Annotated in this window: 26 protein-coding genes and 1 pseudogene; 14 read left to right on the plus strand and 13 right to left on the minus strand. The window is 62.9% G+C overall.

The window, feature by feature from the left end; genetic code table 11:
- Positions 1-209: 209 nt before the first annotated feature.
- Positions 210-809, minus strand: coding sequence for a LysE family translocator (locus tag NKH97_RS29630; RefSeq protein ID WP_023809698.1), 600 nt, complete (start codon positions 807-809; stop codon positions 210-212).
- A 96-nt stretch (positions 810-905) separates the two neighbouring features.
- Between NKH97_RS29630 and NKH97_RS29635 the strand changes: the two genes are divergently transcribed.
- Positions 906-1775 carry a LysR family transcriptional regulator gene (locus tag NKH97_RS29635; RefSeq protein ID WP_352775852.1) on the plus strand — a complete coding sequence of 290 codons (870 nt, stop codon included), beginning with the start codon at positions 906-908 and terminating at the stop codon, positions 1773-1775.
- A gap of 71 nt (positions 1776-1846) precedes the next feature.
- Here NKH97_RS29635 and NKH97_RS29640 read toward each other — a convergent pair whose 3' ends face one another.
- The 3 genes from NKH97_RS29640 to NKH97_RS29650 all read right to left on the minus strand — a co-directional run bounded on the left by NKH97_RS29640 (position 1847) and on the right by NKH97_RS29650 (position 4900).
- Positions 1847-2497 (minus strand): dihydrofolate reductase family protein, encoded by a 651-nt coding sequence (locus NKH97_RS29640; RefSeq protein WP_352775848.1) that lies wholly within the window; start codon positions 2495-2497, stop codon positions 1847-1849.
- Positions 2498-2605: 108 nt separating this feature from the next.
- Positions 2606-3448 (minus strand): protein-L-isoaspartate O-methyltransferase family protein, encoded by an 843-nt coding sequence (locus tag NKH97_RS29645; protein ID WP_023809695.1) that lies wholly within the window; start codon positions 3446-3448, stop codon positions 2606-2608.
- Positions 3449-3535: 87 nt separating this feature from the next.
- Positions 3536-4900, minus strand: a complete 1365-nt coding sequence (locus NKH97_RS29650) for an Nramp family divalent metal transporter (protein ID WP_352556103.1) — start codon at positions 4898-4900, stop codon at positions 3536-3538.
- A gap of 234 nt (positions 4901-5134) precedes the next feature.
- Here NKH97_RS29650 and mntR point away from each other — a divergent pair, with 234 nt between their 5' ends.
- Together mntR and NKH97_RS29660 are read left to right on the plus strand one after the other, a co-directional pair.
- A complete protein-coding gene (gene mntR, locus NKH97_RS29655; protein ID WP_352775845.1) occupies positions 5135-5587 on the plus strand; it encodes a manganese-binding transcriptional regulator MntR in 453 nt (150 codons plus the stop codon).
- A 94-nt stretch (positions 5588-5681) separates the two neighbouring features.
- The gene (locus tag NKH97_RS29660) at positions 5682-5870 is read left to right on the plus strand and encodes a hypothetical protein (protein WP_352440442.1); all 189 of its coding nucleotides are present in this window, start codon (positions 5682-5684) and stop codon (positions 5868-5870) included.
- 83 nt (positions 5871-5953) lie between these two features.
- On the opposite strand, the gene NKH97_RS29665 is transcribed toward NKH97_RS29660, so the two are convergent.
- Positions 5954-8023, minus strand: a complete 2070-nt coding sequence (locus tag NKH97_RS29665) for a hypothetical protein (RefSeq protein WP_352799399.1) — start codon at positions 8021-8023, stop codon at positions 5954-5956.
- A 218-nt stretch (positions 8024-8241) separates the two neighbouring features.
- On the opposite strand from NKH97_RS29665, the gene ypfJ reads away from it, so the two are divergent.
- From ypfJ to NKH97_RS33360, 3 genes are all read left to right on the plus strand, one after another.
- Entirely contained in the window at positions 8242-9162 is a 921-nt protein-coding gene (gene ypfJ / locus NKH97_RS29670) for a KPN_02809 family neutral zinc metallopeptidase (RefSeq protein WP_023809690.1), read from the plus strand.
- A gap of 154 nt (positions 9163-9316) precedes the next feature.
- On the plus strand, positions 9317-10453 hold the full coding sequence (locus tag NKH97_RS29675; protein ID WP_352775838.1) for a TCR/Tet family MFS transporter: 1137 nt from the start codon (positions 9317-9319) through the stop codon (positions 10451-10453).
- 23 nt (positions 10454-10476) lie between these two features.
- Entirely contained in the window at positions 10477-11274 is a 798-nt protein-coding gene (locus NKH97_RS33360; protein ID WP_502897103.1) for an aldo/keto reductase, read from the plus strand.
- Between the two features lie 47 nt (positions 11275-11321).
- Here the strand turns inward: NKH97_RS33360 and NKH97_RS29690 are convergent, their stop codons facing one another.
- The 3 genes from NKH97_RS29690 to carA all read right to left on the minus strand — a co-directional run bounded on the left by NKH97_RS29690 (position 11322) and on the right by carA (position 13254).
- Positions 11322-11702 (minus strand): helix-turn-helix domain-containing protein, encoded by a 381-nt coding sequence (locus NKH97_RS29690; protein ID WP_023809687.1) that lies wholly within the window; start codon positions 11700-11702, stop codon positions 11322-11324.
- A 14-nt stretch (positions 11703-11716) separates the two neighbouring features.
- Positions 11717-11968 carry a type II toxin-antitoxin system RelE family toxin gene (locus NKH97_RS29695; protein WP_023809686.1) on the minus strand — a complete coding sequence of 84 codons (252 nt, stop codon included), beginning with the start codon at positions 11966-11968 and terminating at the stop codon, positions 11717-11719.
- A gap of 68 nt (positions 11969-12036) precedes the next feature.
- Entirely contained in the window at positions 12037-13254 is a 1218-nt protein-coding gene (gene carA / locus NKH97_RS29700) for a glutamine-hydrolyzing carbamoyl-phosphate synthase small subunit (RefSeq protein ID WP_031212679.1), read from the minus strand.
- A gap of 278 nt (positions 13255-13532) precedes the next feature.
- Between carA and NKH97_RS29705 the strand changes: the two genes are divergently transcribed.
- Positions 13533-13982: a GatB/YqeY domain-containing protein gene (locus tag NKH97_RS29705; protein ID WP_023809684.1), complete on the plus strand. Its 450-nt coding sequence runs from the start codon at positions 13533-13535 to the stop codon at positions 13980-13982.
- 128 nt (positions 13983-14110) lie between these two features.
- Positions 14111-14425, plus strand: a complete 315-nt coding sequence (locus NKH97_RS29710; protein WP_352555724.1) for a hypothetical protein — start codon at positions 14111-14113, stop codon at positions 14423-14425.
- 109 nt (positions 14426-14534) lie between these two features.
- On the opposite strand, the gene NKH97_RS29715 is transcribed toward NKH97_RS29710, so the two are convergent.
- Positions 14535-15440 (minus strand): LysR family transcriptional regulator, encoded by a 906-nt coding sequence (locus NKH97_RS29715; protein WP_352799402.1) that lies wholly within the window; start codon positions 15438-15440, stop codon positions 14535-14537.
- Positions 15441-15542: 102 nt separating this feature from the next.
- On the opposite strand from NKH97_RS29715, the gene pcaD reads away from it, so the two are divergent.
- Positions 15543-16334, plus strand: coding sequence for a 3-oxoadipate enol-lactonase (pcaD, locus tag NKH97_RS29720; protein ID WP_023809681.1), 792 nt, complete (start codon positions 15543-15545; stop codon positions 16332-16334).
- 262 nt (positions 16335-16596) lie between these two features.
- Positions 16597-16842 carry a hypothetical protein gene (locus NKH97_RS29725; RefSeq protein WP_023809680.1) on the plus strand — a complete coding sequence of 82 codons (246 nt, stop codon included), beginning with the start codon at positions 16597-16599 and terminating at the stop codon, positions 16840-16842.
- A 317-nt stretch (positions 16843-17159) separates the two neighbouring features.
- Here the strand turns inward: NKH97_RS29725 and NKH97_RS29735 are convergent.
- Positions 17160-17599: pseudogene (locus tag NKH97_RS29735) on the minus strand (DUF2267 domain-containing protein).
- Between the two features lie 189 nt (positions 17600-17788).
- Between NKH97_RS29735 and NKH97_RS29740 the strand changes: the two are divergent.
- Positions 17789-18466: a hypothetical protein gene (locus NKH97_RS29740; RefSeq protein WP_352799403.1), complete on the plus strand. Its 678-nt coding sequence runs from the start codon at positions 17789-17791 to the stop codon at positions 18464-18466.
- A gap of 87 nt (positions 18467-18553) precedes the next feature.
- Here NKH97_RS29740 and NKH97_RS29745 read toward each other — a convergent pair whose 3' ends face one another.
- Both NKH97_RS29745 and NKH97_RS29750 read right to left on the minus strand, forming a co-directional pair.
- Positions 18554-19471 (minus strand): NADP-dependent oxidoreductase, encoded by a 918-nt coding sequence (locus NKH97_RS29745; RefSeq protein ID WP_128305495.1) that lies wholly within the window; start codon positions 19469-19471, stop codon positions 18554-18556.
- A gap of 483 nt (positions 19472-19954) precedes the next feature.
- Positions 19955-20938 carry a hypothetical protein gene (locus NKH97_RS29750; RefSeq protein ID WP_023809678.1) on the minus strand — a complete coding sequence of 328 codons (984 nt, stop codon included), beginning with the start codon at positions 20936-20938 and terminating at the stop codon, positions 19955-19957.
- Between the two features lie 401 nt (positions 20939-21339).
- On the opposite strand from NKH97_RS29750, the gene NKH97_RS29755 reads away from it, so the two are divergent.
- A complete protein-coding gene (locus tag NKH97_RS29755; protein WP_352613102.1) occupies positions 21340-22071 on the plus strand; it encodes a DNA helicase in 732 nt (243 codons plus the stop codon).
- Between the two features lie 19 nt (positions 22072-22090).
- Here NKH97_RS29755 and NKH97_RS29760 read toward each other — a convergent pair whose 3' ends face one another.
- Positions 22091-23044 carry a hydrogen peroxide-inducible genes activator gene (locus NKH97_RS29760; RefSeq protein WP_352613104.1) on the minus strand — a complete coding sequence of 318 codons (954 nt, stop codon included), beginning with the start codon at positions 23042-23044 and terminating at the stop codon, positions 22091-22093.
- 263 nt (positions 23045-23307) lie between these two features.
- Here NKH97_RS29760 and katG point away from each other — a divergent pair, with 263 nt between their 5' ends.
- Positions 23308-25506, plus strand: coding sequence for a catalase/peroxidase HPI (gene katG / locus NKH97_RS29765; protein ID WP_023809675.1), 2199 nt, complete (start codon positions 23308-23310; stop codon positions 25504-25506).
- A 181-nt stretch (positions 25507-25687) separates the two neighbouring features.
- Complete coding sequence (locus NKH97_RS29770) at positions 25688-26245, plus strand: GNAT family N-acetyltransferase (RefSeq protein ID WP_352613108.1); 558 nt, start codon at positions 25688-25690, stop codon at positions 26243-26245.
- The last annotated feature ends 1 nt before the right edge of the window (position 26246 follow it).

The raw sequence follows: 26246 nt of genomic DNA on the forward strand, positions 1-26246 counted from the left end.
GACCTTGGCTCAATCGCTCTAATCCCACGAAATCTCTCTCGTGTAGATACAAGGTGGCTCGGCGAAGCCGAGACGGAGAGGGGGACTGGCTCGACGGAGATCAAGTTTCAAGAAGTATCCGCCCTACGAAGCCCCCTCTCCGACCGCTTCGCGGCCACCTCTCCCCCGCGTTGCGGGGGCGAGGAACCCAGGTTCTGCAAGGCCGCGCTTTACGCCGTCCGCCACATCGGAATGATCGAGGCGGCCAGCACCAGCGCCAGCACGATGTTGAGCGCGCGCCATTGCCATTCGGTCTTGAGCAGCCGCGCCAGCACCATTCCGGCCACGCACCACAGCGACAGCGAGGCGGCCGCCGCGAGGCCGAAAGTGGCGCCGAGCAGCAGCGCGAGCTGCATCGGCCCGCTGGCCAGCGCCGCGAACGAGGCCGCGGCGCCCAGCCCCATCGCCCAGCCCTTCGGGTTCATCCATTGAATGCCGGCGCCGCCGAGAAAGCTGTTCGGCCTGGCCATGCTCACATCCAGATTGGGCGGTCCGCTGCGGCCGATCTTGATCGCCAGCCAGAGGAGATAGAGCGAGCCGATGACCTTCATGGCCAGTTGCAGCGAAGGCATGGCAAGCAGCAGACCGGCGAGCCCGGCGGCGGCGGCACCCGTCACCGTGGCGAGGCCGGCGGCGCTGCCGACCAGCAGAGGCACGGAACGGCGAAACCCGAACTGGGCGCCGGACGCCGTAGACAGGGTTGTGGCGATGCCGGGCGTGGTGGTGGCGACGATGGCAAACAGGATGAGCGGGAGAATGGGCTCGAGCATGCGGCGTCCTCTGTCAGGGCTGCGATCGTAGCTGCGCGCGAACTTCAGTAAATGCAATGTTTGCCATGGTCGGCATTAGGATGGATAATGCCAGCCATGATCCGAAATCTCGACATGGCGCTGATCCGCACCTTCATCACCGTCGCCGACAAGGCCAGCATGACGGCGGCGGCCAATGCGCTGCACCTGACGCAAGGTGCTGTCAGCCAGCAGGTCAAGCGGCTGGAGGAGGCGCTCGGCTCCTGCCTCTTCGAGCGCGACCGGCGCGGCTTGCGGCTGACGCGCGCCGGTGAACAGCTGTTCGGCAGGGGCAAGCGGTTGCTGGCCTTGAATGACGAGATCTGGGCGGAGATGGCTGGGACACCGGTGGCCGGCCAGGTGCGGCTCGGCGTGCCCTACGACCTTGTCGGCACCTTGCTGGCGCCGGTGCTGAAGACCTATGCCGAGACCTATCCGCAGGTCGAGATATCGCTGGTCTGCGCCTCGTCGCCGGAATTGGCTGCTGCCCTTGCGGCCGGGACCATCGAACTTGCGGTGATCGAGGAACGCGTCGGCCCGTCGGCGGGCGAGTGCCTTGCCATCGACCGGCTGGTCTGGGTCGGCGCCAAGGGCGGCGTTGCCCGCGCCAAGCGGCCGCTGCCGGTGTCGATCGTCGCCGACACCTGCGCCTTCCGCCCGGCGGTGCTGGCGGCGCTCGGTGAGCATGGGCTGGAGTGGCGCACCGTGTTCGAAAACGGCAACATCGACGCGACGACGGCGACGGTGCGCTCCGACCTCGCCGTCACCGCCTGGCTAGCCTCCACGGTTCCGGCGGATCTCGACATATTGCCACCGGAGTCCGGCCTGCCGCCACTGCCGAATTTTGCCATCAACCTGCATCTGCCGAGGCATGGGGTAGGGCCGGCGGCGCAGGAATTCGCACGCCATATCCGCGATGGGCTGGCACGACGGCCGGTGGCGGCTTGAGAGACTTCTCAGAACTTGGGTTCCTCTACCCCGTCGATCGGGGGAGAGGAAAGGGTGCAAAGGCCGTCCTGCTACTTCCAGTTCTTGCGCCGTTCGAGCTCGGCGTCGGACGGCTCCCCTGTGACAAACGACCCAACCTTGATCTCGCCTGATCGTTCGTAGGTCGCCATGATGACGCCGGTGCTGGTTGCCTGCGACTTGATGAGCTTGAAGGCGGCCGGCATCGCGCTGTCGCCGAACAGCCGCTTGCCCTTGCCCAGCAATAGCGGGAAGATCATCAGCCGAATTTCGTCGATCAGCCCGTTGGCGAGCAAAGTCTGGATCAGATCGCCAGATCCCTGGATGAGCAGGTCCGGCCCATCCTCCTGCTTGAGGCGGCGCAACGTCGCGATGATATCGGGTCCGAGCGCTTGCGTGTTCTGCCAGGTGAGGGTGTCAGGCCGATGCGTCGCCACATATTTGGTCGCGGGGTTGAAGGCATCCGCGATCGGATCTTTCTGATACGGCCAGTAGGCGGCGAAGATGTCGTAGGTTCTGCGGCCGAGCAGCAGGGCGAAAGGCTTGGAGAACAGTTCATCCATCGCCGCGGCCCCCGCCTCGTCAACGTAATGGAAGGTCCAGCCGCCGAACTTGAAGCCGCCGGCCGGATCCTCTTCCGGGCCGCCGGGTGCCTGCATGACGCCGTCAAGGCTGACGAATGTCGCAGAGATGATCTTTCTCATTCCAATGCTCCCGTTCTTCGATCCACGCCGTCGTGGCCGGACTTCAGCCCAAGGACGGGCGACGAGCCACCGGTCCGACAGGACATATGAAATTTTGGCAAACCACCATCATTTGCGAGGCCCGGGGTGGAGATCTTCCGACGAGAACCAGACATCGCCCGATATGGCGGTGGCGGTGTCGTCCGGTGCCCTGTCCTGGACCAGCCAGATCGAGCGGCTGCGCGCGGCCTGCTCGCGCGTCGGGATCCTCGACGCTGAGTCTGCGAGCGAGGCGCCGACACAGGGAATGAACCACGATCGCATGAACGGATCGCAGGCGAAGCCTTTTTGCGTGCGGATCACCATCACCGCCAGTGGGACGCGCTCGGCCGGGCGCCAGGGGAAGATCATGCGGCCGCCAGGTCGCAGCGCCTTCAGCCACCCTGCTGGTGGCGCTGCGACGCCAGCATTGACATAGATGATGTCGGATGGCGGCAGGGGCGTCGTCACCGCATCGCCATGGACGACCGTTGCATTGCCATATGCTTCGAGATTTTTGCGCGCCAGATCGGCCAGTTTTTCGTCGAGTTCGAAGCCGGTGACGGTGCCGCCTGGTAAAACCAGCCTGGCCAGCACGGCGGTGTAGTAGCCGGTGCCGGCGCCGATATGAGTGACGGCCTCACCAGGTTTAGGCGCAAGCTTTCCGATCCACATGGCGTGCAGGAAGGGCTCGCCATTGTTGATGCCCTTGTCGTCGTCGAGCGTCACCAGCACGTTCTGATAGATATGAGCCGGGTCGGCGCTCGGCGTCGTGACCTTGCCGTTGCCGGCGATGACCGTCCACGGCCCGGGACCAAGAAACGCTTCGCGTGGCACCTCGGCGAAAGCCGCTTCCAGGCGTGGGTCGGGCGAGCCGGCATTGGCGACCAGCAGCCGCGCGTAGAATTTCCTGATGTCTTCGATCCGGGCCATGCTGCGGGACAACATAGCGCGGATTGCCAATTTGTCGCGAGGCTACCCTCTGCGCAGAGGGTAGTCGATTTCCCGGCGAGGCGGAGCTTAGCCGATCCCGAACAGGGTGTCGTAGAGCAGCTTGAAGTTGAGCCCCAGGATGACTGCGGCGACCACCCAGGCAAGGGCGGCGACGCCGCGCGGAATGGCGAGATTGCCCATCTTCTTCTTGTCGGAGACGAATTGCACCAGCGGGACGACTGCGAAGGGCAACTGCATCGACAGGATCACCTGGCTGAATACCAGCAACTGGCCGGTGCCCTTTTCGCCATAGAGCGCGGTGACGACCACCACCGGGATGATGGCGAGGCCGCGCGTCAGCAGTCGGCGTGCCCAGTTGGGGATGCGCAGGCGCAGAAAGCCTTCCATGATGATCTGGCCAGCAAGCGTCGCCGTCACCGTGGAGTTGAGGCCGGAAGCCAGCAGCGCCACCGCGAACAGGATCGAGGCGATGCCGAGGCCGAGCAGCGGCGACAGCAGCTCGAAGGCTTGGCCGATCTCGGCAACGTCTTGATGGCCGGTGTTATGGAAGGCGACCGCCGACACGATGAGGATCGAGGCGTTGACGAACAGCGCCAGCATCAGGGCGATGGTCGAGTCCGTCGTTGCCCATTTGATGGCATCGCGCTTGCCCTTGTCGGTGCGCTCATAGGCACGGGTCTGCACGATCGAGGAGTGCAGATAGAGATTGTGCGGCATGACGGTGGCGCCGATGATGCCGATGGCGATGTAGAGCATCGCCGGATTGGTGACGATTTCCGACGACGGCACGAACATGGCATGCAGGATCGAGCCGGCCGGCGGGGCGGCGACGAAGATCTGGATGGCGAAGCAGCTGAAGATGATGATCAAAAGCGCGATGACGAAGGCTTCGAGATAGCGGAAGCCCTTGTTCATCAACAGCAGCACGAGGAAGGCATCGAGCGCCGTCAGCATGGCGCCGCCGATCAGCGGAATGCCGAACAGAAGTTGCAGCGCGATCGCCGTGCCGATGACTTCGGCCAGATCGCAGGCGATGATGGCCAGTTCGCAGGCGATCCACAGCACGAAATTGACTGGACGGGGATAGTAGGCGCGGCAGGCCTGGGCGAGGTCGCGGCCGGTGGCGATGCCGAGCCGTGCCGCCAGCGCCTGCAAAAGGATCGCCATCAGGTTGGACAGCATGATGATGAACAGCAGCGTGTAGCCGAACTGCGCGCCGCCGGCGAGATCCGTCGCCCAGTTGCCCGGGTCCATATAGCCGACCGAGACCATGTAGCCGGGACCCATGAAGGCGAACAGGCGACGGAACCAGACGCCCGAGTTCGGCACGGCGATGGAGGAATTGACTTCGCGCAGGCTGGGCTGCTCGTCCTCGTCGGGCCTGGCGAACCGCCATGAGGAACGGGAGGCTGTGGCTTCGGCTTCAGACATGAAGGAGGGCTTTCCGCGGGACTGGACGATGTTGCCTCAAGCTATGCCATGGCTCAACATTATGCAATATGCTATATTTCATTGTCGTTGCTTTTAGGCGGCTGGCGGTCATCGGGTGAAACGGCAATCGGAAGCGCTGGTTGCACCTGTGGCGGAATGCAAATAAACGGCCTGAAGAATCAGAGCCCGTGCTATGAAAGCGTGGACGGGTGATAGCCTCGGGAGGAGCGCGTATTGGCGCCGAAGAACAGACCAGTCCCGCGTGAGCCGCTGCTCGACGCCGAAATTCATTCGGAGGGATTCCGGCAGCAGCGCGAAGCGCGCCGCAGCGCGCTGGTCGAGGATTATGTTGAGCTGATCGCCGATCTGATCGAGGACGGCAACGAGGCGCGCCAGGTCGACATCGCCGCACGCCTTGGCGTCGCCCAGCCGACGGTGGCCAAGATGCTGACCAGGCTGTGCGCCGACGGGCTGGTGTCGCGAAAGCCCTATCGCGGCGTTTTCCTGACCGATGCCGGCCGCAAGGTCGCCGAGGAGAGCCGCATCCGCCACCAGACGGTGGAAGCCTTTTTGCGCTCGCTCGGTGTCAGCACCGAGACGGCGCGCATCGACGCCGAGGGCATCGAGCACCATGTCAGCGCCGAGACGCTGGAAGCCTTCCGCAAGGCCATGACAGCAGTGCGCTGAGCTTCCGCCTGGATTTCCCCAGCCACCGGAACCCTCGCACGCTGAGCACGTTGGGTCTGACATCCGCGCAAGGCGAGCGGCAAGGGAGGAAGCGATGGGCGTTGAACAGGCACCGACCGCAAAGGGCAAGCAGGCTGCCGAGGGACTGAAACAGGCGGCGGCCAGGGATGAGCGCAAGACCGAAGCGGAGACCGGCCATCCGTTGAAAAAGGGCGCGGCTCGTTTCGAGGAACGTTCGAAGAGCTCCGACGGCAAGAGCGCCGGCGCCAAGCAGGAAGATTAGACGTCTGTCAGGTTGACGTCAGCTGTTCTCGGCGAACGCCGTCTGCCGGAACGTGGTGGCGGCGCTTTCAACAAACCGTTCCCTCACTCGCGGACGTCCTGCACCCAGCTGCGCGGGTGGCCGTCGACGCGGAACTGGAAGATGAAATAGGGCGGAATGCAGGTGCCTTTGCCAGCTTTCGCTTCCGCCAGATCGTCATAGCCTGCGGTGCAGATGTAGTCCTCGCGGCAGGGATGCGCCTTGTCGCAGGCTCGTAGGCCGGCGGTCTTGGTAAATTCCTTCGTGCAGAATTTGTGGTCCTTGCCCGACGCGATGCAGTCGTTGAAGCCGGTCTTGGCCAGACGCCCGCACGTTGCTTCGTCGGGAAGCTTGTCGCAGCTTGCCTTGCGCAGCATGCCACCGGGAAAGCCGCCGGTCTTCTGCTGCGGATTGTCGTAGCGCTGGCGCGCGGCGCCATAGCCGGCGAGTTTGACCAGCGGCTTCTTGTCCTTCGCGGAGTCGATGGCGCAGGCCTTGGCGGTGGCCGGCGACAGGCGGCAATACTGGTCGCTGCCCCAGCTCGACATCTTGATCTCGCCGAACTCGACGGGGTCGCCGACCACCGTGCCTGCTTCGCTGACGCAGGTGCCGAAGCCTGGATGGAAGGCGCTTTCGTGGACACCGGCGCAGCGCAGGCCCGCACCGCAGCTCCAGTCCTTGAAACTTGCATCCTCGCCGCGATAGCAGATCGAGCCCCAGCCATTGTAGAGGTCGGTGCCCTTCAGCGCCTCGGCATATCTGGCGTCCGGACGGGCGGCGAAGCTGCGCGTAAAGTCTAGCTGACTGCCGGCGGCGAACTGCTCGACGATGGCGCGGCGGCGCGGCAGGTCGGCGAAGAACACGGCCGAGCCCGGCACGAAGACGGCGTTGCGGCGCGGCTCGCTCACCGGATCTGCGCCGGTGTAGTGGAAACCGGCAATGCCACGCGTCTGATGGCAGCCGGTGCAGCTCATCTCGTTGAGCCGCAAGTTGAAGCCGGCCACCGACTTGATGGTCGAGAGTGTGTTGCCCCTGGCGACATAGTTCTTCAGCGCCTTGTCGATGTCCGCGTCGTCGACCAGCCCGTAGACGATGTTGTTCTGCGACCGGCTGAGACCGCCGGGGGCGACGGAGACGGCGCTCCTGGCCAGGAACTTTTCGTCGATCACCAGCCGGCCATGGTCGAGGTCGTAGATGTTGCGGTCGGTGAGCAGCCATTTGGCGAAGGACGGCTTGTCGGCCAGCACAATGGCGCGGTCGATCTGGTTTTCCATCTTCGCTTCATAGAAGCTGGACGCAGCCGGATCCCATTTGAAGATCTTCAGGAGATATTCGGCATGGCCGCCGAAATCGCGCCGCGTCGAGGCCGACAGCCTGAGCACCTGCATGTTGAGTTCGAGCCGCATGATCTGCGACGAATTCAGCATGGTGCCTGACAGCGGCCCTTCGTCGGAGCGCAGCCAGGCGGCAAGCTGGTCGGGTGGCAGGTCTTTTTTTCCAGCTGCCAGCCAGCGCTGGGCAACATCGGCGCAGGACACGTCAGTGGCGCTTGGCAGGTCCTTCGAGGCGCGCGCTTGTGCCTGCCTGGGTTTGGCGTTGAACACCAGGCTCATGGTCAGCGGCAGGCGCGAGGAAATGCGCTGGCCCGCCTTTCCCTTCACAGGCTTTTCCGCGACCGAATAGTGGAAACGGTAGATCAGCCGGATTTCGCCGCATTCGGTGTGGCCGAGATAGCCGCGGTCCATGCGGTTGACGACGCCGGTCAGGTCCAGCGTCGAGCCGTCGTCATCGATGTATTTCGGATTGAATTTCTGGCTGGTGTCCTTCGACTTCGCCATGGCAGCAACATAGGGGTCGGGGCTGGTCTTCGGCTCGTCGGCTATCTGCCGCTTGACTGTGTCGCGCACCGTGGCCAGCGCCGGCACCGAAAACAGGCCGCGATTGTCGACCTCGCGGGTGAGGCCGAGTGCCGGGCCCAGCAGGCGGCTGATCGACAGGCCACCACGCTCCAGCGCCTGCAAGGTGGCGGGATCGGTGACGGCAACGCTGGAATCGAGCGTGGCGGCACGGGCGGACCCGATGCCGAAACAAGTCAATGCCGTCAGCAACAGCAGGAATTGGCCGATCGTCCGCAAGCGCCCCTCGCTTCCCAGAGAAACGGACATTAACGGTCTTCGATAGTCTCGGCCATGGGGACGATTGCAACGCCGAGCCGCTCGCCGCAACGAGCTTGGCCGCAAGGCGACCCGTATGGCCAAAAAGGCCATCGAAAAATGCTGTGACTTGGCGCAACCATTGGGATAATTGTTTGTTGCCCCGGAACAACGGGGAAGTTGCTGCACGAGGAGTTGCCATGCTCTGGAAGGGCCGTCGTCAGAGTGACAATATCGAGGACGACCGCAGCGACAGCGGCGGTGGCGGACTCGGCGGCGGCGGTGGCCAGTTCCGCATTCCGATCGGCGGCCGCACCGGTGGCGGCGGCAGCATCTTCCTCGTCATCCTGGTGGTGCTGGCCGGATGGTATTTCGGCTTCGATCCGTCGACGATCCTGGGTGGCGGCGACGGCGGCCTGCTGCCGGGCGGCGGCGGCCAGATCACCGACAACAGCGGACAGGACAACGGTGCCACACCGGCCAATGACGAGATGAAGCAGTTCGTGGCCACCGTGCTGGCCGAGACCGAGGACACCTGGTCCGGCATCTTCAAATCTCAGGGCCTAACCTACGAGGATCCGAAACTGGTGCTGTTTTCCGGCCAGGTCCGCTCGGCCTGCGGCTTCGCTTCCGCGGCGGCCGGACCGTTCTATTGTCCCGGCGACCACAAGGTCTATCTCGACATGACCTTCTTCCAGCAGCTCGACCAGCAGTTCGGCGCCTCGGGCGAATTCGCCCGCGCCTATGTGATTGCGCATGAGGTCGGCCACCACGTGCAGAACCTGACCGGCATCATGTCCAAGTTCAACCAGATGCGGCAAAGCATGGGCGAGGTCGAAGCCAACCAGATGTCGGTGCGAATCGAGCTTCAGGCCGACTGCTTTGCCGGCGTGTGGGCGCATTACACCGGGCAGAAAGGCATATTGGAGCAGGGCGACATCGAGAGCGCACTGAACGCCGCCAAGCAGATCGGCGACGACACGCTGCAGAAGAAGACGCAAGGCTATGTTGTGCCGGAAAGCTTCAACCACGGCACCTCGCAGCAGCGGCAGACCTGGCTGGCGCGTGGTTACAAGAGCGGCAAGCTGTCGGAGTGCAACACGCTGAGTGGGCCGATCTGACAGACCGTTTTCGAGCTTCACCTGCCGGCGATGCTGCCGTCAGGGGGTGTCAGGATGAATAGAATCAGCCTGTTCCCACATTGTTCCTTGCGGCGGGCTCGCCTATAAGTGCGTCCGCCTGCGCCTGAGGGCGAGCAGAGGAGCTTGATCCTGCATGATCGACCCTAAAACCGCCAGACGGGGCCTTGCGCTCGTCTTCACCACGCTGCTGCTCGACATTATCGGCTTCGGCATGATCATGCCGGTGCTGCCGGCCTATCTCAGGGAATTGACCGGGGTCAGCATCAGCGGCGCGGCGATCGAAGGCGGCTGGCTGTTCTTCGTCTATGCGGCGATGCAGTTCGTCTTCGCGCCGATCATGGGCGGCTTGAGCGACCGGTTCGGGCGGCGGCCGATCCTGCTCGCATCGGTGCTGACCTTCTCCATCGACAATCTGATCTGCGCGGTCGCCTGGTCCTACCCGATGCTGTTCATCGGGCGTGTGCTGGCCGGCATTTCAGGCGCCAGCTATTCGACGACTTCAGCCTTCATCGCCGATATTTCGAATAATGAGAACCGGGCAAAGAATTTCGGCTTGCTCGGTATCGCGTTTGGCGTCGGCTTCGTCATCGGGCCGGTTCTCGGCGGGCTGCTCGGTACGTTCGGGCCGCGCGTGCCGTTCTATTTCGCCGCCGGGCTCGCCTTCGTGAATTTCCTCATTGCGTTGTTTTTCCTCCCGGAAACGCTCGATGACAAGCATCGCCGCCGCTTCGAGTGGAAACGCGCCAACCCGGTCGGCACGCTGCTCCAGATGCGCCAATATCAAGGCATCGGCTGGATCGGGCTTGTCTTCTTCCTGATGACGCTCGGGCACATGATGTATCCGGCGGTCTGGTCGTTCGTCTCCAGCTATCGCTATGGCTGGAGCGAGCAGCAGATCGGCTTCTCGCTCGGCGCCTTCGGCCTGTGCGGTGCGATCGTCATGGCGACGGTGCTGCCGCGCGTGATCCCGAGGCTTGGCGAGTGGAAGACGGCGGTCATCGGCCTGACATTCACGGCAGCCAGCGCCTTCGGCTATGCCTTCGCGTCGCAAGGCTGGATGATCTATGCGGTGATCGTCGTCGGCTGTCTGGAAGCGCTGGCCGATCCACCGCTGAGGAGCCTCGCCGCCGCCAAAGTGCCGCCATCGGCGCAAGGCGAATTGCAGGGGGCGATGACCTCGATCTTCTCGATCACCTCGATCATCACGCCGCTGCTCTATACGGCGATCTCAGCGCCGCCCGCCCGGATGCCGATCAGGTCGCACGGCTGATCGGCACCGCCGTCGATCTCGGCCTGACCAGCTTCGATCATGCCGACATCTATGGGAACTACGAGGTGGAAGCGGCCTTCGGTGCGGGATTGGCGCGCTGGGAAGGCAAGCGCGACAGCATCGAGCTGATCTCGAAATGCGATATCGTGCTGAAGTCGCCAAACCGGCCGGACAACCGGCTGAAGCACTACGATACCGGTGGCGGCCATATTGTTGCGTCGGTGGAGCGGTCGCTTGCCAATCTCGGCACCGACTATATCGACCTGTTGCTGCTGCACCGGCCCGACCCGCTGACGGATGCCGACGAGACGGCGGCAGCTCTTGCCAAGCTGGTCACATCTGGCAAGGTGAGGGCGGTCGGCGTCTCCAACTTCACGCCGTCGCAGTTCGATCTGCTGGCCTCACGGTTGCCGTTCGCCCTCGCCACCAACCAGATCGAAATGTCGGTGCTGAAAACGGCCGCATTGACCGACGGCAGCCTGGACCACGCGCAGCGCCTTGCCTATGCGCCGATGATCTGGTCGCCGCTCGGGGGCGGCTCGCTGTTCACCGGCAAGGAGGGGCGAGGCGCGGGTGCGGGCAGCGCTTGCTGCGGTGGCCGCCGAGATCGGAGCCGGCGATCTGGCTGCCGTCGCGATCGCCTGGCTATTGCGCCATCCGGCCCGATTGGTGCCGGTGCTGGGTTCGATGAAGCCGGAACGGCTGGCCGCCATGGTCAAGGCGTTGGAGATCAGCCTCGACCGCCAGCAATGGTTCGCCATCCTGGAAGCCAGCGAAGGCCGGCCGGTGGCGTAGGACGAGATACTAGAGTCTTTGTTTGACGCAATTCCCGGACGGAAAACCGTTTCACACTTTTCCCGGGATTGCTCTAGGTTTCGATCCATTCGCCGGGGATATCCAGCGTCTTTGCCAGCATGGCACTGGTCTGCGGCGATGGTTTGCGACGATTGGATTCGAGGTCGGACAGGAAACCCTGGCTGACACCAATAGCAGTCGCCAAATCGGCTTGGGTCAGGTTGCGCCAATTGCGCAGCGCCTTGAGCCGGCTCGAGCCCCGCAGGATATCCATGGTCACGGCAGCGGGCAGGGGCTTTTCCGTTTTGAGCTCGGCCTTCCGTTCATCGTAGATCGCCACATCCGCAGCATCCATGGCTTCTTCAGCGGCATGCAGCAATGCCTCGTAGTCGGCCCTCGGGATGACGACCAGTTCTTCGCCGGTTGAGGTCTTGATGATTTGCGGGGCGTTCATGATGATGTCCTGTCCTATGGCCTGCTATAGGTCGTCGTTTCACGCTTGCCGATGTAGATCGCGAGAATCGTGGTGCGGTCTTCGTCGAATATGACGCGGTAGCGGCCGATACGCAGTCTATAACCGTTCCGGCCGGCAAGACGCTTTACATCTCCACGACCGCTGACGGCGTAAGTGATCAAACCTTCGGAAACCTGCTCGCGGACATCCGCCGGCAGGTTATCGAGATCGCGAGCCGCCGATACTGAAAGGATGATCGTCTTCACAACAAATAATATCGCATTTATCGCTTTGCGTTAAGCGATATTATAGCTAACAGCCGATCCTCAAAGGATCAGGCCCGTTCGGCCAGCAATTCCTCGCCGCGCTTTTCGCGGATCAAATTGACGAAGCGGCGGAACAGGTAGTGCGAATCCTGCGGGCCGGGGGAGGCTTCGGGGTGATGCTGGACCGAGAACACCGGCCGGCCGGTCAGCGTGATGCCGCAGTTCGAACCATCGAACAGCGAGACGTGGGTTTCCTCGACGCCCGATGGCAGCGAGTCGGCATCGACGGCAAAGCCGTGGTTCATCGAGACGATCTCGACCTTGCCGGTGGTGTGGTCCTTGACCGGATGGTTGGCGCCGTGATGGCCCTGGTGCATCTTGGCGGTCTTGCCGCCCAGCGCCAGTGCCAGCATCTGGTGGCCGAGGCAGATGCCGAACACCGGGATGTCGGTCTTCAACAGATCCCGGATGACCGGCACGGCATAGTCACCGGTGGCTTCCGGGTCGCCGGGGCCATTGGAGAGAAAAATGCCGTCCGGCTGCATGGCAAGGATTTGTTCGGCGCCGGTCTTGGCCGGCACCACCGTGACCTTGGCGCCGAGGCCGGCGAGCAGGCGCAAGATGTTGCGTTTGACGCCATAATCGATGGCGACGACGTGCATTGTCGGTTCGGTCTGCTCGCCAAAGCCTTCGTTCCACACCCAGGGCGTCTCGCGCCAGACCGAGGACTGGCCCGACGTGACTTCCTTGGCGAGGTCAAGCCCGATCAGCCCCGACCATGCGGCGGCGCGGCGCTTCAGATCGTCGAGGTCGAACACGCCATCGGGCGCATGCGCGATGACGGCGTTGGGCATGCCCCTTTCACGGATCAGCGCGGTGAGCGCGCGGGTGTCGATGCCCGAAAGGGCGACGATGCCGCGCTTCTTCAGCCATTGGTCGAGACCAGCGCCGGCGCGGTAGTTGGACGGGTCGGTGACATCGGCCTTGAACACGGCGCCAACGGCGCCGGCGCGGGCGGCCGGATTGAGGTCCTCGATGTCCTCGTCATTGGTGCCGATGTTGCCGATATGCGGGAAGGTGAAGGTGACGATCTGGCCGGCATAGGACGGGTCTGTGAGGATTTCCTGGTAGCCGGTGAGTGCTGTGTTGAAGCAGACTTCGGCGACGGCGGAGCCGGTGGCGCCGAGGCCGCGACCTTCGATGACGGTGCCGTCGGCCAGCACCAGAAGGGCGGTCGGCTTTTCAGTGGTCCAGGCGGGCGTCGAGGCGGCGGTCATCTCGGCCATGGCGGCACTCCTATCGGGCTGCCCGCTGCAACCGGCCCGGCGGGCCATCTGCGCGGCAAACGGCGCGAAGCGGCGATTTTCGCGGCCTCCACGCAGTCAAATTTCCGTTCATGCAAGGCCCAGTACATAGGGGAAGGGGGCAGAGCGGTCAATGATCATGCGAAATGCCGCCATGTTTTATTTCGCCTAGCAAAATCAGTGGCTTGCCCCGGCATATCAGGGTTTGCCTTGGCTCGCCCCCGGCGCTATTGTCCGCGCCGATCGAAGGAGAATGTACCATGCGCGGCAAAATCGCCGAATCCCTGAAGAGCGCGATGAAGGCGCAGGACAAGCACCGGCTGCCGACATTGCGGCTGATCCAAGCGGCCATTCACGACCGCGACATCGCCAATCGCGGTTCGGGCAAGGAGCCGGCCAGCGATGAGGAGATCCTGCAGATCCTGGCCAAGATGGTGAAGCAGCGCGAGGAATCGGCCAAAGCCTTCGACGACGGCAAACGGCCGGAACTCGCCGCGCAGGAGCGCGGCGAGATGGAGATCATCCGCACCTTCCTGCCGACGCAGTTGGACGATGCGGCGGTGACGGCTGCGGCGCGCGAGGCGATCGCCGCGACCAGTGCGGCCAGCCAGAAGGACATGGGCAAGGTGATTGCCGCACTGAAGCAGAAATATGCCGGCCAGATGGATTTCGGCAAGGCGAGCGGCATCGTCAAGGGTCTGCTGCAGTAGGGTGCTGCTCATCTCGTCGCTTGGGTGGCCGACCGGGCGCTCCCGGAACCCAGATCCGTCCGGAAGTCCAGGAGTTGGAACTCGGATACCGCCGAGATGTTTATCCGTCATGCAATTGGAGAGATGTCATGACTGAGAACGAAACCCGCTATGAAACCGGTGCGACGAAATATCCGGCAAAGACCGATGCCGACGCTTCCGATGAATTCTCCCAGGATGCGGCCGCCAACAAGAAGCCCGCCGGCGGCATCGGGCTCACCCGCCGGGTGGGCGAAGTGGAAGACCGAACCCGCCAGTCGGACGGACAAAACCCGCCAAGGCAAGGCACGCCGAGCGCCGCAACCGAAAAGACGTCCGGGGCCGGCCCCGCTATCGCGGAGCGTTCAAAGGACGCCAAGGCTCCGAAGAGCGGCCGCCAGCCTGGAGCGTATGTCAAGAAGTGATCGCTGGACGGGACCCGAGGTCCTAGCATTGCACGGCCGGTCATTAACGACCGATTTACACTTGCGCCTTTCGCGACTGGTTGGTCGGTATCTGTCCGGGCCTCCTCGGCTACAATGCACGGCGCAATGCCGGCGCTTCCTGCTGGATATGATCCCACAGCCGGTTGGCGATCGGCCCATGCGGCCGGTCGCGGCGCCGCGCCACCACCAGTTCGTCGGTGCGGCCCGGCAGATGGCGGCCGGCAATGGATTGCAGGCGCCCGTCATGCAGTTCTTCCTCGATCAGGAAGCGGGGCAGGTGGCCCCAGCCAAGGCCCTGCAGGATTATCTCCTTCTTCATGCCCTGGTCGGCGACGAGGCATTGCGGCGCGCCTTCGATCAGCGAATAGTTTTGTTGTGGCGAATGGCGGGCGCTGTCGCGCATGACGCATTGGGTGAGTGCCTGCATCTGGTCCAGGGTGATCGGCTGCTCGATACGCTCGGGCAGAAAGCCCGGCGCCACCACGGGAATGAAGGACACCTTGCACAGATCGACCCATTCCACCCGCGCATCGCCCTTGTCGACCCAGTGCAGGATCAGATCGGCTTCGTCATCGAATAGACGCTCCCATGGGCCGCCGACCGCTTCGAAATGCAGATGCAGGCGGGTGCCGGGGCACTGTGCGAAGAACCGCCCGAGCATGCCCAGCACATGCGGGCGCGGGCACAGGTCGCCTATCACCACGTGGATCTCGCTTTCCTCACCCATCGCCAACTGGGCGGCATGGACGCGCAAACCATCCAGCTCGCGCAGCAGCGATAGCGCTCGGCGGTGGAACGACAGCCCTGCCTCGGTCGCACGCACGCGATAGCCGCTGCGGTCCAGGAGGCAAAGGTCGAGCTGTCGCTCCAGCTTGGCGACGGCAGCGAACACCGCCGGATGCGAGCGATGCAGCACGGCCGCCGCAGGCTGAAAGCCGCCGGTGCGAATCACCGCATCGCAGCATTGAAGGTCGTGGAGAGTAAATTCGGTCATGTCGGTTTTTATTACAAAGATTGTCCCATCTTTGTAATATCAACAAAATTATCCCTCGGCTACGTTTGGCCTCATTCAAACGTTCCAGAAGGAATTTTCATCATGAACAAGCTGAATTTCGTCACGACGGGCGACGGCACGCGCATCGCCTACCGCTTCGACGGCGAGGCAAGCAAGCCGGTGCTGGTGCTATCGAATTCCATCGGCACCACGCTGCACATGTGGGACAGGCAGGTTGGCGAGTTGTCGAAGCATTTCCGTATCCTGCGCTACGATTTTCGCGGCCATGGCGGATCGAGCGTTCCTGTCGGCGCCTACTCGCTCGACCGGCTTGGCCGCGACGTCATCGAACTGCTCGACGCGCTCGACCTGCAACGCGTACATTTCCTTGGCCTGTCGCTTGGCGGGTTCGTCGCGCAGTGGCTCGGCATCCACGCGCCCGAGCGGATCGACCGGCTGATCCTGAGCAACACCTCGTCTCATCTCTCGCCGGCAAGCTATTTCGACGAGCGGATTGCCGCGGTGCGGCAGGCACCGGACATGTCGGAAACCGCCGAGACGTTCCTGAGCAACTGGTTCCCCGCGTCGATGGTTGCCGCCAACGAGCCCGTGGTCGAAGAGTTTCGCACCATGCTGCTGGCTATCGACCGGCAAGGCCTGGCGGGCCTGTTCGCGGCGGTTCGCGACGCCGATCTTCGCCGTACCGTAGCACTGATACCGCGACCGACGCTGGTGATCGCCGGTCGGCACGACACGGTGACAGCAGCCAGCCACGGCGAGATGATTGCCGCGGCGGTGCCCGGCGCGAAGCTGGTCGTGCTGCCCGCGGTCCATCTGTCGAACATTGAGTATCCGGCAGAGTTCATCCAGGCTGTGGTCGATTTCCTGCGCTGAGCTGGAGCGCGACGGAAAGGCGTCCGGCGCCAGTCCGGTGGTCGCCGAACGTTCGAAGGAGGCCATGGTTCAGAAGAGGGGCGGCGGCCTCGGTCAACGTGAGCGCCTAAGCCGAACCGAGCCCATCTGGCGAAAAGCGTCTTCAACGCTTTTCGGAACGATCCCGTCACCTTGCCATTATCAGCACGAGGGCAGGCTCGGACCCGACCTTAGAGGTGGCCGGTGACTTTCGAGCGCCAACACGAACACGCCGGAGGAAGCGATGACTGGACGCAAAACCCACGATCAACAAATTCGCATCATTGAAGAGCGGGAAAACACAAAGAACGCCGGCAAGGATTTCGATTCAGAGGCGGATCTGAAACGATCAGCGGCGGAACGCGAAGCGCTGCGCAAGGGATCGGACATGAGAACCGACACACCGGACCTCGTCGATCCGGACGACCGCAACATCCTTCGCGGCAAAAATCAGGAAAGCGTCCATCACAAAAACCGTCCTGACGACTAGATGAGCACCGATCCTGGAACATTTGTCATAGATTGGAGGCAGCCCATGGCACGCGGGAGCAAGAAACACATCGGAGCAGGTTCGCAGGGAAAGGGTTCCGGGACAGGCGCCATGACCGTAACGCCAAAGGACAAGCTCGAAAACAAGGTTCTGTCCAATCGCGACAAGGCACAGCATTCCAAAGAACGCGGTTTGGACTCCAGGCAGGTCGCGACAGAGCAGCATCAGGATCATGCCGCCACCGTTTACGGGACTGACGCCCTGCTGGACGCCAGCCTCGGCGCGCCGCTCGGAGGCCGTCAGAGTCGTTGCCGTCGCTATTTGACGCCGAGGCTCTCGGGCCAGAGCGCCTGGATTTCCTTCGGCAGCGCATCGCGCACCTTGGCCGACTGGCCCAGATCAATATGCCGTGCAAGAACTCGGAACACCGAGCGTGCCGCCTCCTCGGGATCGACGGGGCGGATCGATTTCAATTCCTCGCCGATGTGCTGCGAGAAGTTTTCAAGGGAGCGCGTTTTGTCCGGCTCGGCTGCGGGCCGGTAGTGGTCGTAATAGGCGCCGCGCACCAGGATCGGCAGTTCCGCCCCAAGTTTGGCCGCAAGCCCGATCTGCAGCCTGTCCCTTACGGTCCGTAAGACCGCGCCCAATATGTGCCATGCATCCGCCGATCCGGACCATGATCGTCCATGATCTCGTCGAGCCAAATGTTGGTCGTCTGCAGCGTCCTGTCAAAAACATCCAAACCGGTAGCGCTCATCATCGCCTCCTCATCAAATTCATGTCTGGTTTCGAAACGATGCTTGGGGACAATCGTTTCGCTATCTGTCTACAAAATTGGCTCGGTCTGTGATCCGGCTCTGCTCCGGGATCACGGAACCGCTCTTTGTTGCGCTGGAACCCCTTCCGAAGCAGTTCGTTCCTTGGGTGGGCGGCTTTGAGGAGTTGATTGGGTGGGGGGAGCGCGTCCCGCAACAGGTTTTTTGCGATGCCTGCAAGGAAGACAAAAACCGATGAAGGCGAGAACCGGCAGCAACTCCTGCAGATGATGACCACGGAGCATTTGGTGCTGGGGACCGCCAGGGCGGCGACGACTCAGGAGGCGAATCAGCGCGCAAATTTGTTCCTGACTTCGGTATCCAGCGCCACGATCGCCCTTGCCTTCGTCGCCCAGGTGACAAGGATGGGGCTTCCTTTCATGCTGTTCAGCCTGATCCTGTTGCCATGCCTCTACTTCATCGGGCTGGTGACATTCGTCAGGGCTGTGCAGGTGGCCATCGAAGACATGGTCCACGCCCGCGGCATGGCACGCATCAGGCACTACTACACCGAGCTTACTCCCTCGATGGCGCGCTATCTGGTTCACTCCACTCATGACAACCAAACGGCTCTGCTGGCCGATGTCGGCCTCAAGCCAAGGCCCTGGCAAGCGTTCGCCGGAACCGCAGGAATGGTGAATGTCGTCAACGGTGCCATCGCCGGTGTCTTTGCCGGCGTGATGCTCAAGGTTGTCATTGGCTCGACAGTCAGTCTTGCCGTGACTGTTGGCATTCTAGCCTTTGCGGTGAGCAATTGGTGCCTCTGCAACATCACACGCGCAGTTGGGCAAGCGCGGAGCACAAGCTGAAGGTGCTGTTTCCGAACCTGCCGGACAGCGACGGCGAGGCGCGGATCGGATAACCCGTTCGAGAGGGACTGCAGAAGCACCAACTCGCTAGGCGGAAACCTCAAGCACGATCTTGCCACGCACATGCTCATTTTCCAGCCGTTCTTCCGCTTTGGCGACCTCTCCAAGAGGGTAGGTGGCTAGCACGAAGGGGGTGACCTTGCCGGCGTCGATGAGGCGGCCGATCTCGGCAAGGTGCGCCGCATTCGGCTCGGCCAGATAGGAGACGCCACGCGCCCGACGCAAGTTTGCCTTTTCCTGCGACGGTTGGGAAAGAGTGGAAACGAGCGTCCCGCCTGGCTTGAGCACATCCCAGGAACGGTCCTGCGTGTCGCCCGCGATAAGGTCGAACACCAGGTCGACCGCATTGACGACCTCTTCGAAACGCTGATTCTTGTAGTCGACCGTCTGATCGGCGCCAAGCTCACGCACGAAAACGACGTCCTCGGCGGAAACGGTTGTCGCGACGAACGCGCCCGCGGCCTTGGCCAGTTGGATCGCCAGATGACCGACGCCGCCGGCGCCGCCATGGATGAGAACCCGTTGCCCGGATTTGAGGCCGCCATGGTCGAAAAGGCCCTGCCATGCAGTGATGCCGGCAAGCGGCACCGCCGCGGCTTCGACATGGCTTAGACGATCCGGTTTCGCAGCCGCCTCCGTCGCCTTGACCACGACATATTCGGCATTGCCGCCCCGGTCATGACCAAGCATCGCAAATAACGGGTCGCCCTTCTTCAACGTATGCGCCCGCGTACCGCATATTTCCACCGTGCCGGACACGTCGCGCCCGAGCGTGATCGGCAGGGTTTCGCTCACCGACCCTTCGCGGGTCTTGTAGTCGATCGGATTGACGCTTGCGGCGCGGACCCTGAGCACAACCTCGTCGTCAAGCGGCTGAGGCGAGGGGACTTGATCGATCGAAAGGACCTCAGGTCCGCCAAAAGCGTGGATGCGGACTGCTTTCATGTCGGCATACCTCCTATTGTTTGGCTGTCGGCGACGGTGTCTGCATGTCGTCAGCGGCTGTGCAGCCCAGGTTGCGGAGGCAGCCACACCGGCTTCCCAGCCGGGCAACGCCGCCGCAAGGACGGCATCCTGCTAGGCCGTAGACTGCGTCGGCGGGTTCTGATTCATATAGCGGCAAGGCTGTAACCAGACTTGCTGGCCTTCTAACTGGGTAGCAGGCCGTTGGTTCCAACCACCACAATCGGCTGAACGTGGTGCCGGAAATTCTTTCCTCGGCCAGAGCATTCAGCCAGTCTTGATCCATCCGGCCCTTATGCACACAGCTGTTTCGAGTTGCGACATCGAGGAGAGAGGCGGGGCACCGGAGCTACCGGCGCGCTGGCCTTGGAGATCGGATTGAATCATTGATGGTGGGTCGCAGGGCTGCCGATCAATGCGGTTCGCACGCCGAACATAAAGCGGCGCGGCGGTGCGATGCGGACTTCAAGACGCTTCGCAGATCGGCAGCGGCTGCGGCGGCGGTGCCGGGTGATCCTTCCTGTATTGGGCGATGATCGGCTCGAGGGTCTTTCGCGGCCAGAATTTAGGTGTGCCGATTTCCTTCAGGCAGGACGCGTTCCAGTAGGCGCCCGGCTGTGAATGGTTGGCTGCGACCGCGGCGATGTCGCGCGATTCCGGGTAGATATAGAGCGTCGTCGGATTGTCCTTGACCATGGTGATGATCTGCTGCGCATCCGCCGGCGACCAGCTGGTGCAGCCATTGCTGCGGCCGCCGGCATAGTCCACCAGTTTGCCGAACGGCACGAAGCCGTCATGGTCGGCATGCGAACTTTTCGGGTTTTTGCGCAGGCATAGGCCGTGCAGCACCTGGGCGGCATGGCCGCCGATCACCCGCTGCCTGGCATTCGCGGCCTCGCCTTCGCCGTCGAACTGGATGAAGGTGCGCTGGAAAACCGCGTCCTGTTTCGCAACGGTGCGGTAATAGCCCTTGAACGAGGTTTTTGCCTCGCGGGTGATATAGCCGCCGCCGGCCGTCAACGACGAATCCATCGCATTGCCGAAATTCTTCGCGCACCGCTTGCTGTTCGAAAAATCGACAACGCCTTTCAAATCCCGGCCGCTGCCATGACCCGACGAAATCGCGCGAAACGACTGGCTGGCTTCGCAGATGACGTAATAGCGGCGCCCCAGAACGCCATCGCCCAGATCGCTGGGGCGCGTCGCATCCATGGCGAAGTAGCAGGGGTTCTTGACTGCACCTTGCGCGACCTTCTTCCGGTAAAGCGCGCGGGCTCGTTCGAGGACAATTTGTGAGATCTGGCCGTCGCTGTTGCCGATGTGAGCCTGCAGCCAGGCCGGAACGTCAGATGGTGCGGCAAAGGATCGAGCCGACATCGTCAAGGCAATGGCGGCGACGAGGAGGCTGAGGATCGGGACGATACCCAGAGGGACGAATCTCAACCGCACTGGATCAACTCCTGCCAAAGCCATTTCCTTGCGGTGTTGCCGCCGGGAATCGATCATAAAGGGTCTCGCATTATCAGGCGAAACACATCTTGTTTAGCGCACCCTTTGTTAACGCGTGCCCTCCGCAAGTCCGCACGAAGAGCCATGAAGGAGATCGACGCGCGCAAATGCTCCTACGCCGGGATGCTGGCTCCAGGCTTGCAGCGGGCTCCCCGCATCTTTGAATGTCTGCGATTTTCGATACGCAGGGATTGAGCTATCATCTGATTCTGGCGCAGCCCACGCCTCCTCCCTCCGCCGGGAAAGCATCGTTCATGCAGGGCTTTCCGATCAGCGAACCGACTGTTCGAGCGCCAGGCATAAGGAGGGATTGCGGAAACTGCTCGCACCAGGAGGTTTGCATGAAGTTGTCCGCGCCGGTCTATTATCTGAAGCGTCAAGCCAGGCTGTTGTCCCGCGAGGGCAAGATTGCGCTCCACGAAGCGCTCGATCGTGTTGCGGCACGGGAAGGTTTCAGCAGTTGGAGCCTGCTTGCAGCCGAGGCAGCCGAGGCAGCCGAGGCGGCCGAGGTGGCACCTGCCGGTGTACTGTTTGCGCAACTGGCGCCCGGCGACCTGGTTCTGGTCGGTGCGCGACCCGGCCACGGCAAGACGCTGATGAGCCTCGAACTCGCGATCGAAGCCATGAAATCAGGCCATCGCGGCGTGTTCTTCACGCTGGAGTATACGCAACGAGATGTGCTCGACCGGTTTCGCGCCATCGGGGCGGATCCGGCGCGGTTCAACGACCAGTTCGTGTTCGACAATTCCGACGCCATCAGCGCCGACTATATCGTCAAGGCATTGGGCTCGGTGCCGCGCGGCACGCTGGTGGTGATCGACTATCTGCAACTGCTCGACCAGAAGCGGCAAAATCCGGACCTGATGGCGCAGGTTCGCACGCTGAAGTCGTTTGCCGGCGACAAGGGATTGATCCTCGTCTTCATCTCGCAGATCGATCGGTCATACGATCCGGCGAAGAAGCCATGTCCCGATATCAGCGATGTGCGGTTACCGAACCCTCTGGATCTGTCGCTGTTCAACAAGACCTGTTTTCTGAACAAGGGTGAAATCCGGTTCCACGCGGCAGGCTGACGATCCGGTCAGTCTGCCTTCATTGGGCCGCTGCCGGCAGCTTCAGAGGCTGTGCAACCGATGCCGAACTGTGCTGCGCGCGCAATGCTTCGGCCGCCTGGCGAACCACTTCGGATATAAGCAGCAGCTGTTTGGCGATCGGGCTTGTCTTGCGCCAGATCATGCCGATCGTCCGCGATGGTTGGGGATTGGCGAAGTGGGCGATAGAGACTGCCGCGGAGCGCGTCTCCACCGGCACGGCCATTTCGGGGATCAAGGTGACGCCGACGCCGGCGCCGACCATCTGCACCAGGGTCGACAGCGAGCTGCCGTCCAGCAACTCGCGCGGCCGTGCCGAATGCATGTTGCAGAACGACAGCGCCTGATCGCGAAAACAATGGCCCTCCTCGAGCAGGAGCAGCCGCATCTCGCGCAGCATTTCGCGGTTGGGCACCGGCTTTCCCTCATCCTCGCCGGGCCGGACCAGCACGAAGTTCTCGGCAAACAGCACGATTTCCGTCAGCGAGGGTTCCGACACCGGCAAGGCAACGATGGCCGCATCGAGCCGGCCGTCGGCCAGTTCCTGGATCAGCTTCTGCGTCTGCGTTTCGCGCACGTGGATATCGAGCCCGTCATGCATGCGGGCGAGGTTGCCGATGATGGCAGGCAGAAGATAGGGTGCGATCGTCGGGATCACGCCGATGCGCAACCGTCCCACCAGCCGGTCGCGCGAGGCGCGGGCCAGATCCGTCAGCTCGTCCACCGAGCGCAGGATGTCGCGGACGCGCAAGGCGAATTCCTCGCCGAAATTGGTCAGCCGGACCTGGCGTGGGCCTCTTTGGAAAAGCGCCGTGCCAAGCGTTTCCTCCAACTCCCGGATCTGCACCGAGATGGCGGGCTGCGAGATGGCGCAGGCATCCGCCGCGCGTCCGAAATGGTTGTGCCGCGCCAGTGCCTCGAAATAACGCAACTGCTTCAGCGTCAGGTTTGTCATAATGTCATCTTATCGCTGTAATCAGGAAATCCAACTTAAATTAATCAGACGGCTTTGCTATACGAGTCGCAACGAAGATGAGGAGCAGCCGGGACCGCCTGGTGAGGCGCATGCCCGCAGCAACAGGACATCCAACATATTCGGTCGCGTATCGGGCATATGGTCATCGCGCCAGCCATGAAACGGACCGCCTCCAGGGACATTTCTATGTCCCTGTCACCCAGCAGTTGAACAGCTCAACACAGCCACGATCGGAGAAGAACATGGACGCACAGACCGATGATCCCAGCGCCGGCAAATGCCCCGTTGCACACGGATCCTCCAGCAGGAGCAACCGTGACTGGTGGCCCAACCAACTCGATCTTGGCGTTCTCCATCAGCAATCGAACCTTTCGGATCCGATGGGCGAAGAGTTCGACTATGCCGAGGAATTCAAGTCGCTCGATCTCGATGCGGTGATCAAGGACCTGCACCAGGTGATGACGGATTCGCAGGATTGGTGGCCGGCCGACTTCGGCCATTACGGGCCGCTGTTCATCCGCATGGCCTGGCACAGTGCCGGCACCTACCGCATCGGCGATGGCCGTGGTGGCGCCGGGGCAGGCCAGCAGCGTTTCGCACCGCTCAACAGCTGGCCGGACAATGCCAATCTCGACAAGGCGCGCCGGCTGCTGTGGCCGGTCAAGCAGAAATATGGCCGCAAGATTTCCTGGGCCGACCTTCTGATCCTCACCGGCAACGTCGCGCTGGAATCGATGGGTTTCAAGACCTTCGGCTTCGCCGGCGGCCGCGCTGACGTCTGGGAGCCCGAGCAGGACGTCGACTGGGGTTCGGAAACCAAGTGGCTCGACGACAAGCGCTATTCCGGCGACCGTGAACTTCGCGGCCATCTCGGCGCCGTGCAGATGGGGCTGATCTACGTCAATCCGGAAGGGCCGAACGGCACGCCGGATCCGCTGGCCTCGGCCCGCGACATTCGCGAGACCTTCGCCCGCATGGCCATGAATGACGAGGAGACCGTGGCGCTGATCGCCGGTGGTCACACCTTCGGCAAGACGCACGGTGCCGGCGATGCGTCGTTGGTTGGCGCGGAGCCAGAGGGCTCGATCATCGAGGCGCAAGGCCTCGGCTGGTCGAGCAAGCATGCTTCCGGCATTGCCGGCGACGCCATCACCTCGGGCCTCGAAGTGACCTGGACCACGACGCCGACCAAGTGGAGCAATAATTTCTTCGACAATCTGTTCGGCTTCGACTGGGAACTGACCAAGAGCCCGGCCGGCGCCCATCAGTGGACGCCAAGGGGTGGCGCCGGGGCCGGCACCGTTCCGGATGCGCACGATCCGTCAAAGCGCCGCGCGCCGGCGATGCTGACCACCGATCTCGCGCTGCGGGTAGATCCTGCCTACGAAAAGGTGTCGCGGCGCTTCCACGAGCATCCGGAGCAATTCGCCGACGCCTTCGCCCGCGCCTGGTACAAGCTGACCCATCGCGACATGGGTCCGGTCGCCCGCTATCTCGGCCCGCTCGTGCCGAAGGAAGAGCTGATCTGGCAGGATCCGATCCCGGCCATCGACCACGAGCTGGTCAGCGAGCAGGACATCGCCTCGCTGAAGGCGAAGATCCTGGCATCGGGCCTTTCAGTCTCCGAATTGGTCTCGACTGCGTGGGCCTCGGCCTCGACGTTCCGCAATTCCGACAAGCGCGGTGGCGCCAACGGGGCACGTATCCGACTGGCGCCGCAGAAGGATTGGGACGTCAACCAGCCGGCGGAACTGTCGAAGGTGCTTGCCAAGCTCGAAGCCATTCAGAAGGAGTTCAACGCGGGCAGCAAGAAAGTCTCTCTTGCCGACCTGATTGTGCTTGGCGGCGTTGCCGCGGTCGAGAAAGCCGCGAAGGACGGAGGCCATGAGGTGAAGGTGCCGTTCACGCCAGGCCGCATGGACGCCTCGCAGGAGCAAACGGACGTGCATTCCTTTGCCGCGCTCGAGCCAAAGGTCGACGGCTTCCGCAATTACGTCAGGGGCAAGCAGCCGATGTCGGTCGAGGCCATGCTGGTCGACCGGGCGCAGTTGCTGGCGTTGACCGCGCCGGAATTGACGGTGCTGGTCGGCGGTCTGCGCGTGCTCGGCGCCAATACCGGCGGATCGAAGCACGGCGTGTTCACCGACAGGCCGGGCACTTTGACCAACGACTTCTTCGTCAATCTGCTCAGCATGAACACGGTCTGGGATCCGGCCGCCGGCTCTGTTCCGGGTTCGGAAGAGGTGTACGAGGCGCGCGACCGCAAGACCAAGGCGGTCAGGTGGACCGGCACCCGTGCCGATCTGATCTTCGGCTCGCACGCCCAGTTGCGTGCGCTTGCCGAGGTCTATGGCTCCGCGGATGCAAGCCAGAAATTCGCCAGGGATTTCGTGGCGGCATGGACCAAGGTGATGAACGCCGACCGCTTCGACATCGCCTGACTTCGCATAAGGGTACTCCCGCGCGCCTGCGCCGGAGCTCCAGTCCTCCCAAGGACATAAGATCGGGGCCGCGTTTCCAGCGATGGAAACGCGGCCTTGTCGTAAGAGGCTGCTCCTTGGTGGACCGTGCCTTGCCGGGCAATGCTGCTATTTATCGGCGTAGCGTCTCCGCCGGTGCACCATGATCGAAATCGTCAAACCCGCGCTTGAACATCTGCCATCCTACAAGGTGGCGCTCGAGCGCGGCTGGTCACCGGACAATGTGCGGCTGATGGAAGCGACGCGCGAGCAGCTCGCGGCCATCGAAAAGGATCCCGTGGCCTTTCTTGCCGACCTCGACAATCCCCAGGCCAAGGGCGGCCCGATCAGCTTGCCCGACGGCAAAAAAGTGCCGCGCCTGCCGGGCTTCCGCCGCTGGATCTGGGATGGCGAGGCGTCGGGCTCGATCGGCTTTCGCTGGCAGAAGGGCACGGCGGAACTGCCGCCGCATGTGCTCGGCCATATCGGCTATGCGGTGGTGCCGTGGAAGCGGCGGCGCGGCTACGCCACCGAGGCGCTGCGGCTGATGCTGGACGAGGCGAGGGCGGTCGGCCTGGCTCACGTCGAGATCACCGCCAAGCCGGGCAATCCGGCCTCGCACAAGGTGATCCTGGCCAATGACGGCAAGCTCGTCGAACGCTTCTTCGAGGACGCCGCCTATGGCGGGGCGGAAAGCTTGCGGTTCCGGATCGAGCTGTAGG

The sequence above is a fragment of the Mesorhizobium sp. M0870 genome (genome assembly GCF_040319775.1).
Lineage (GTDB): Bacteria > Pseudomonadota > Alphaproteobacteria > Rhizobiales > Rhizobiaceae > Mesorhizobium.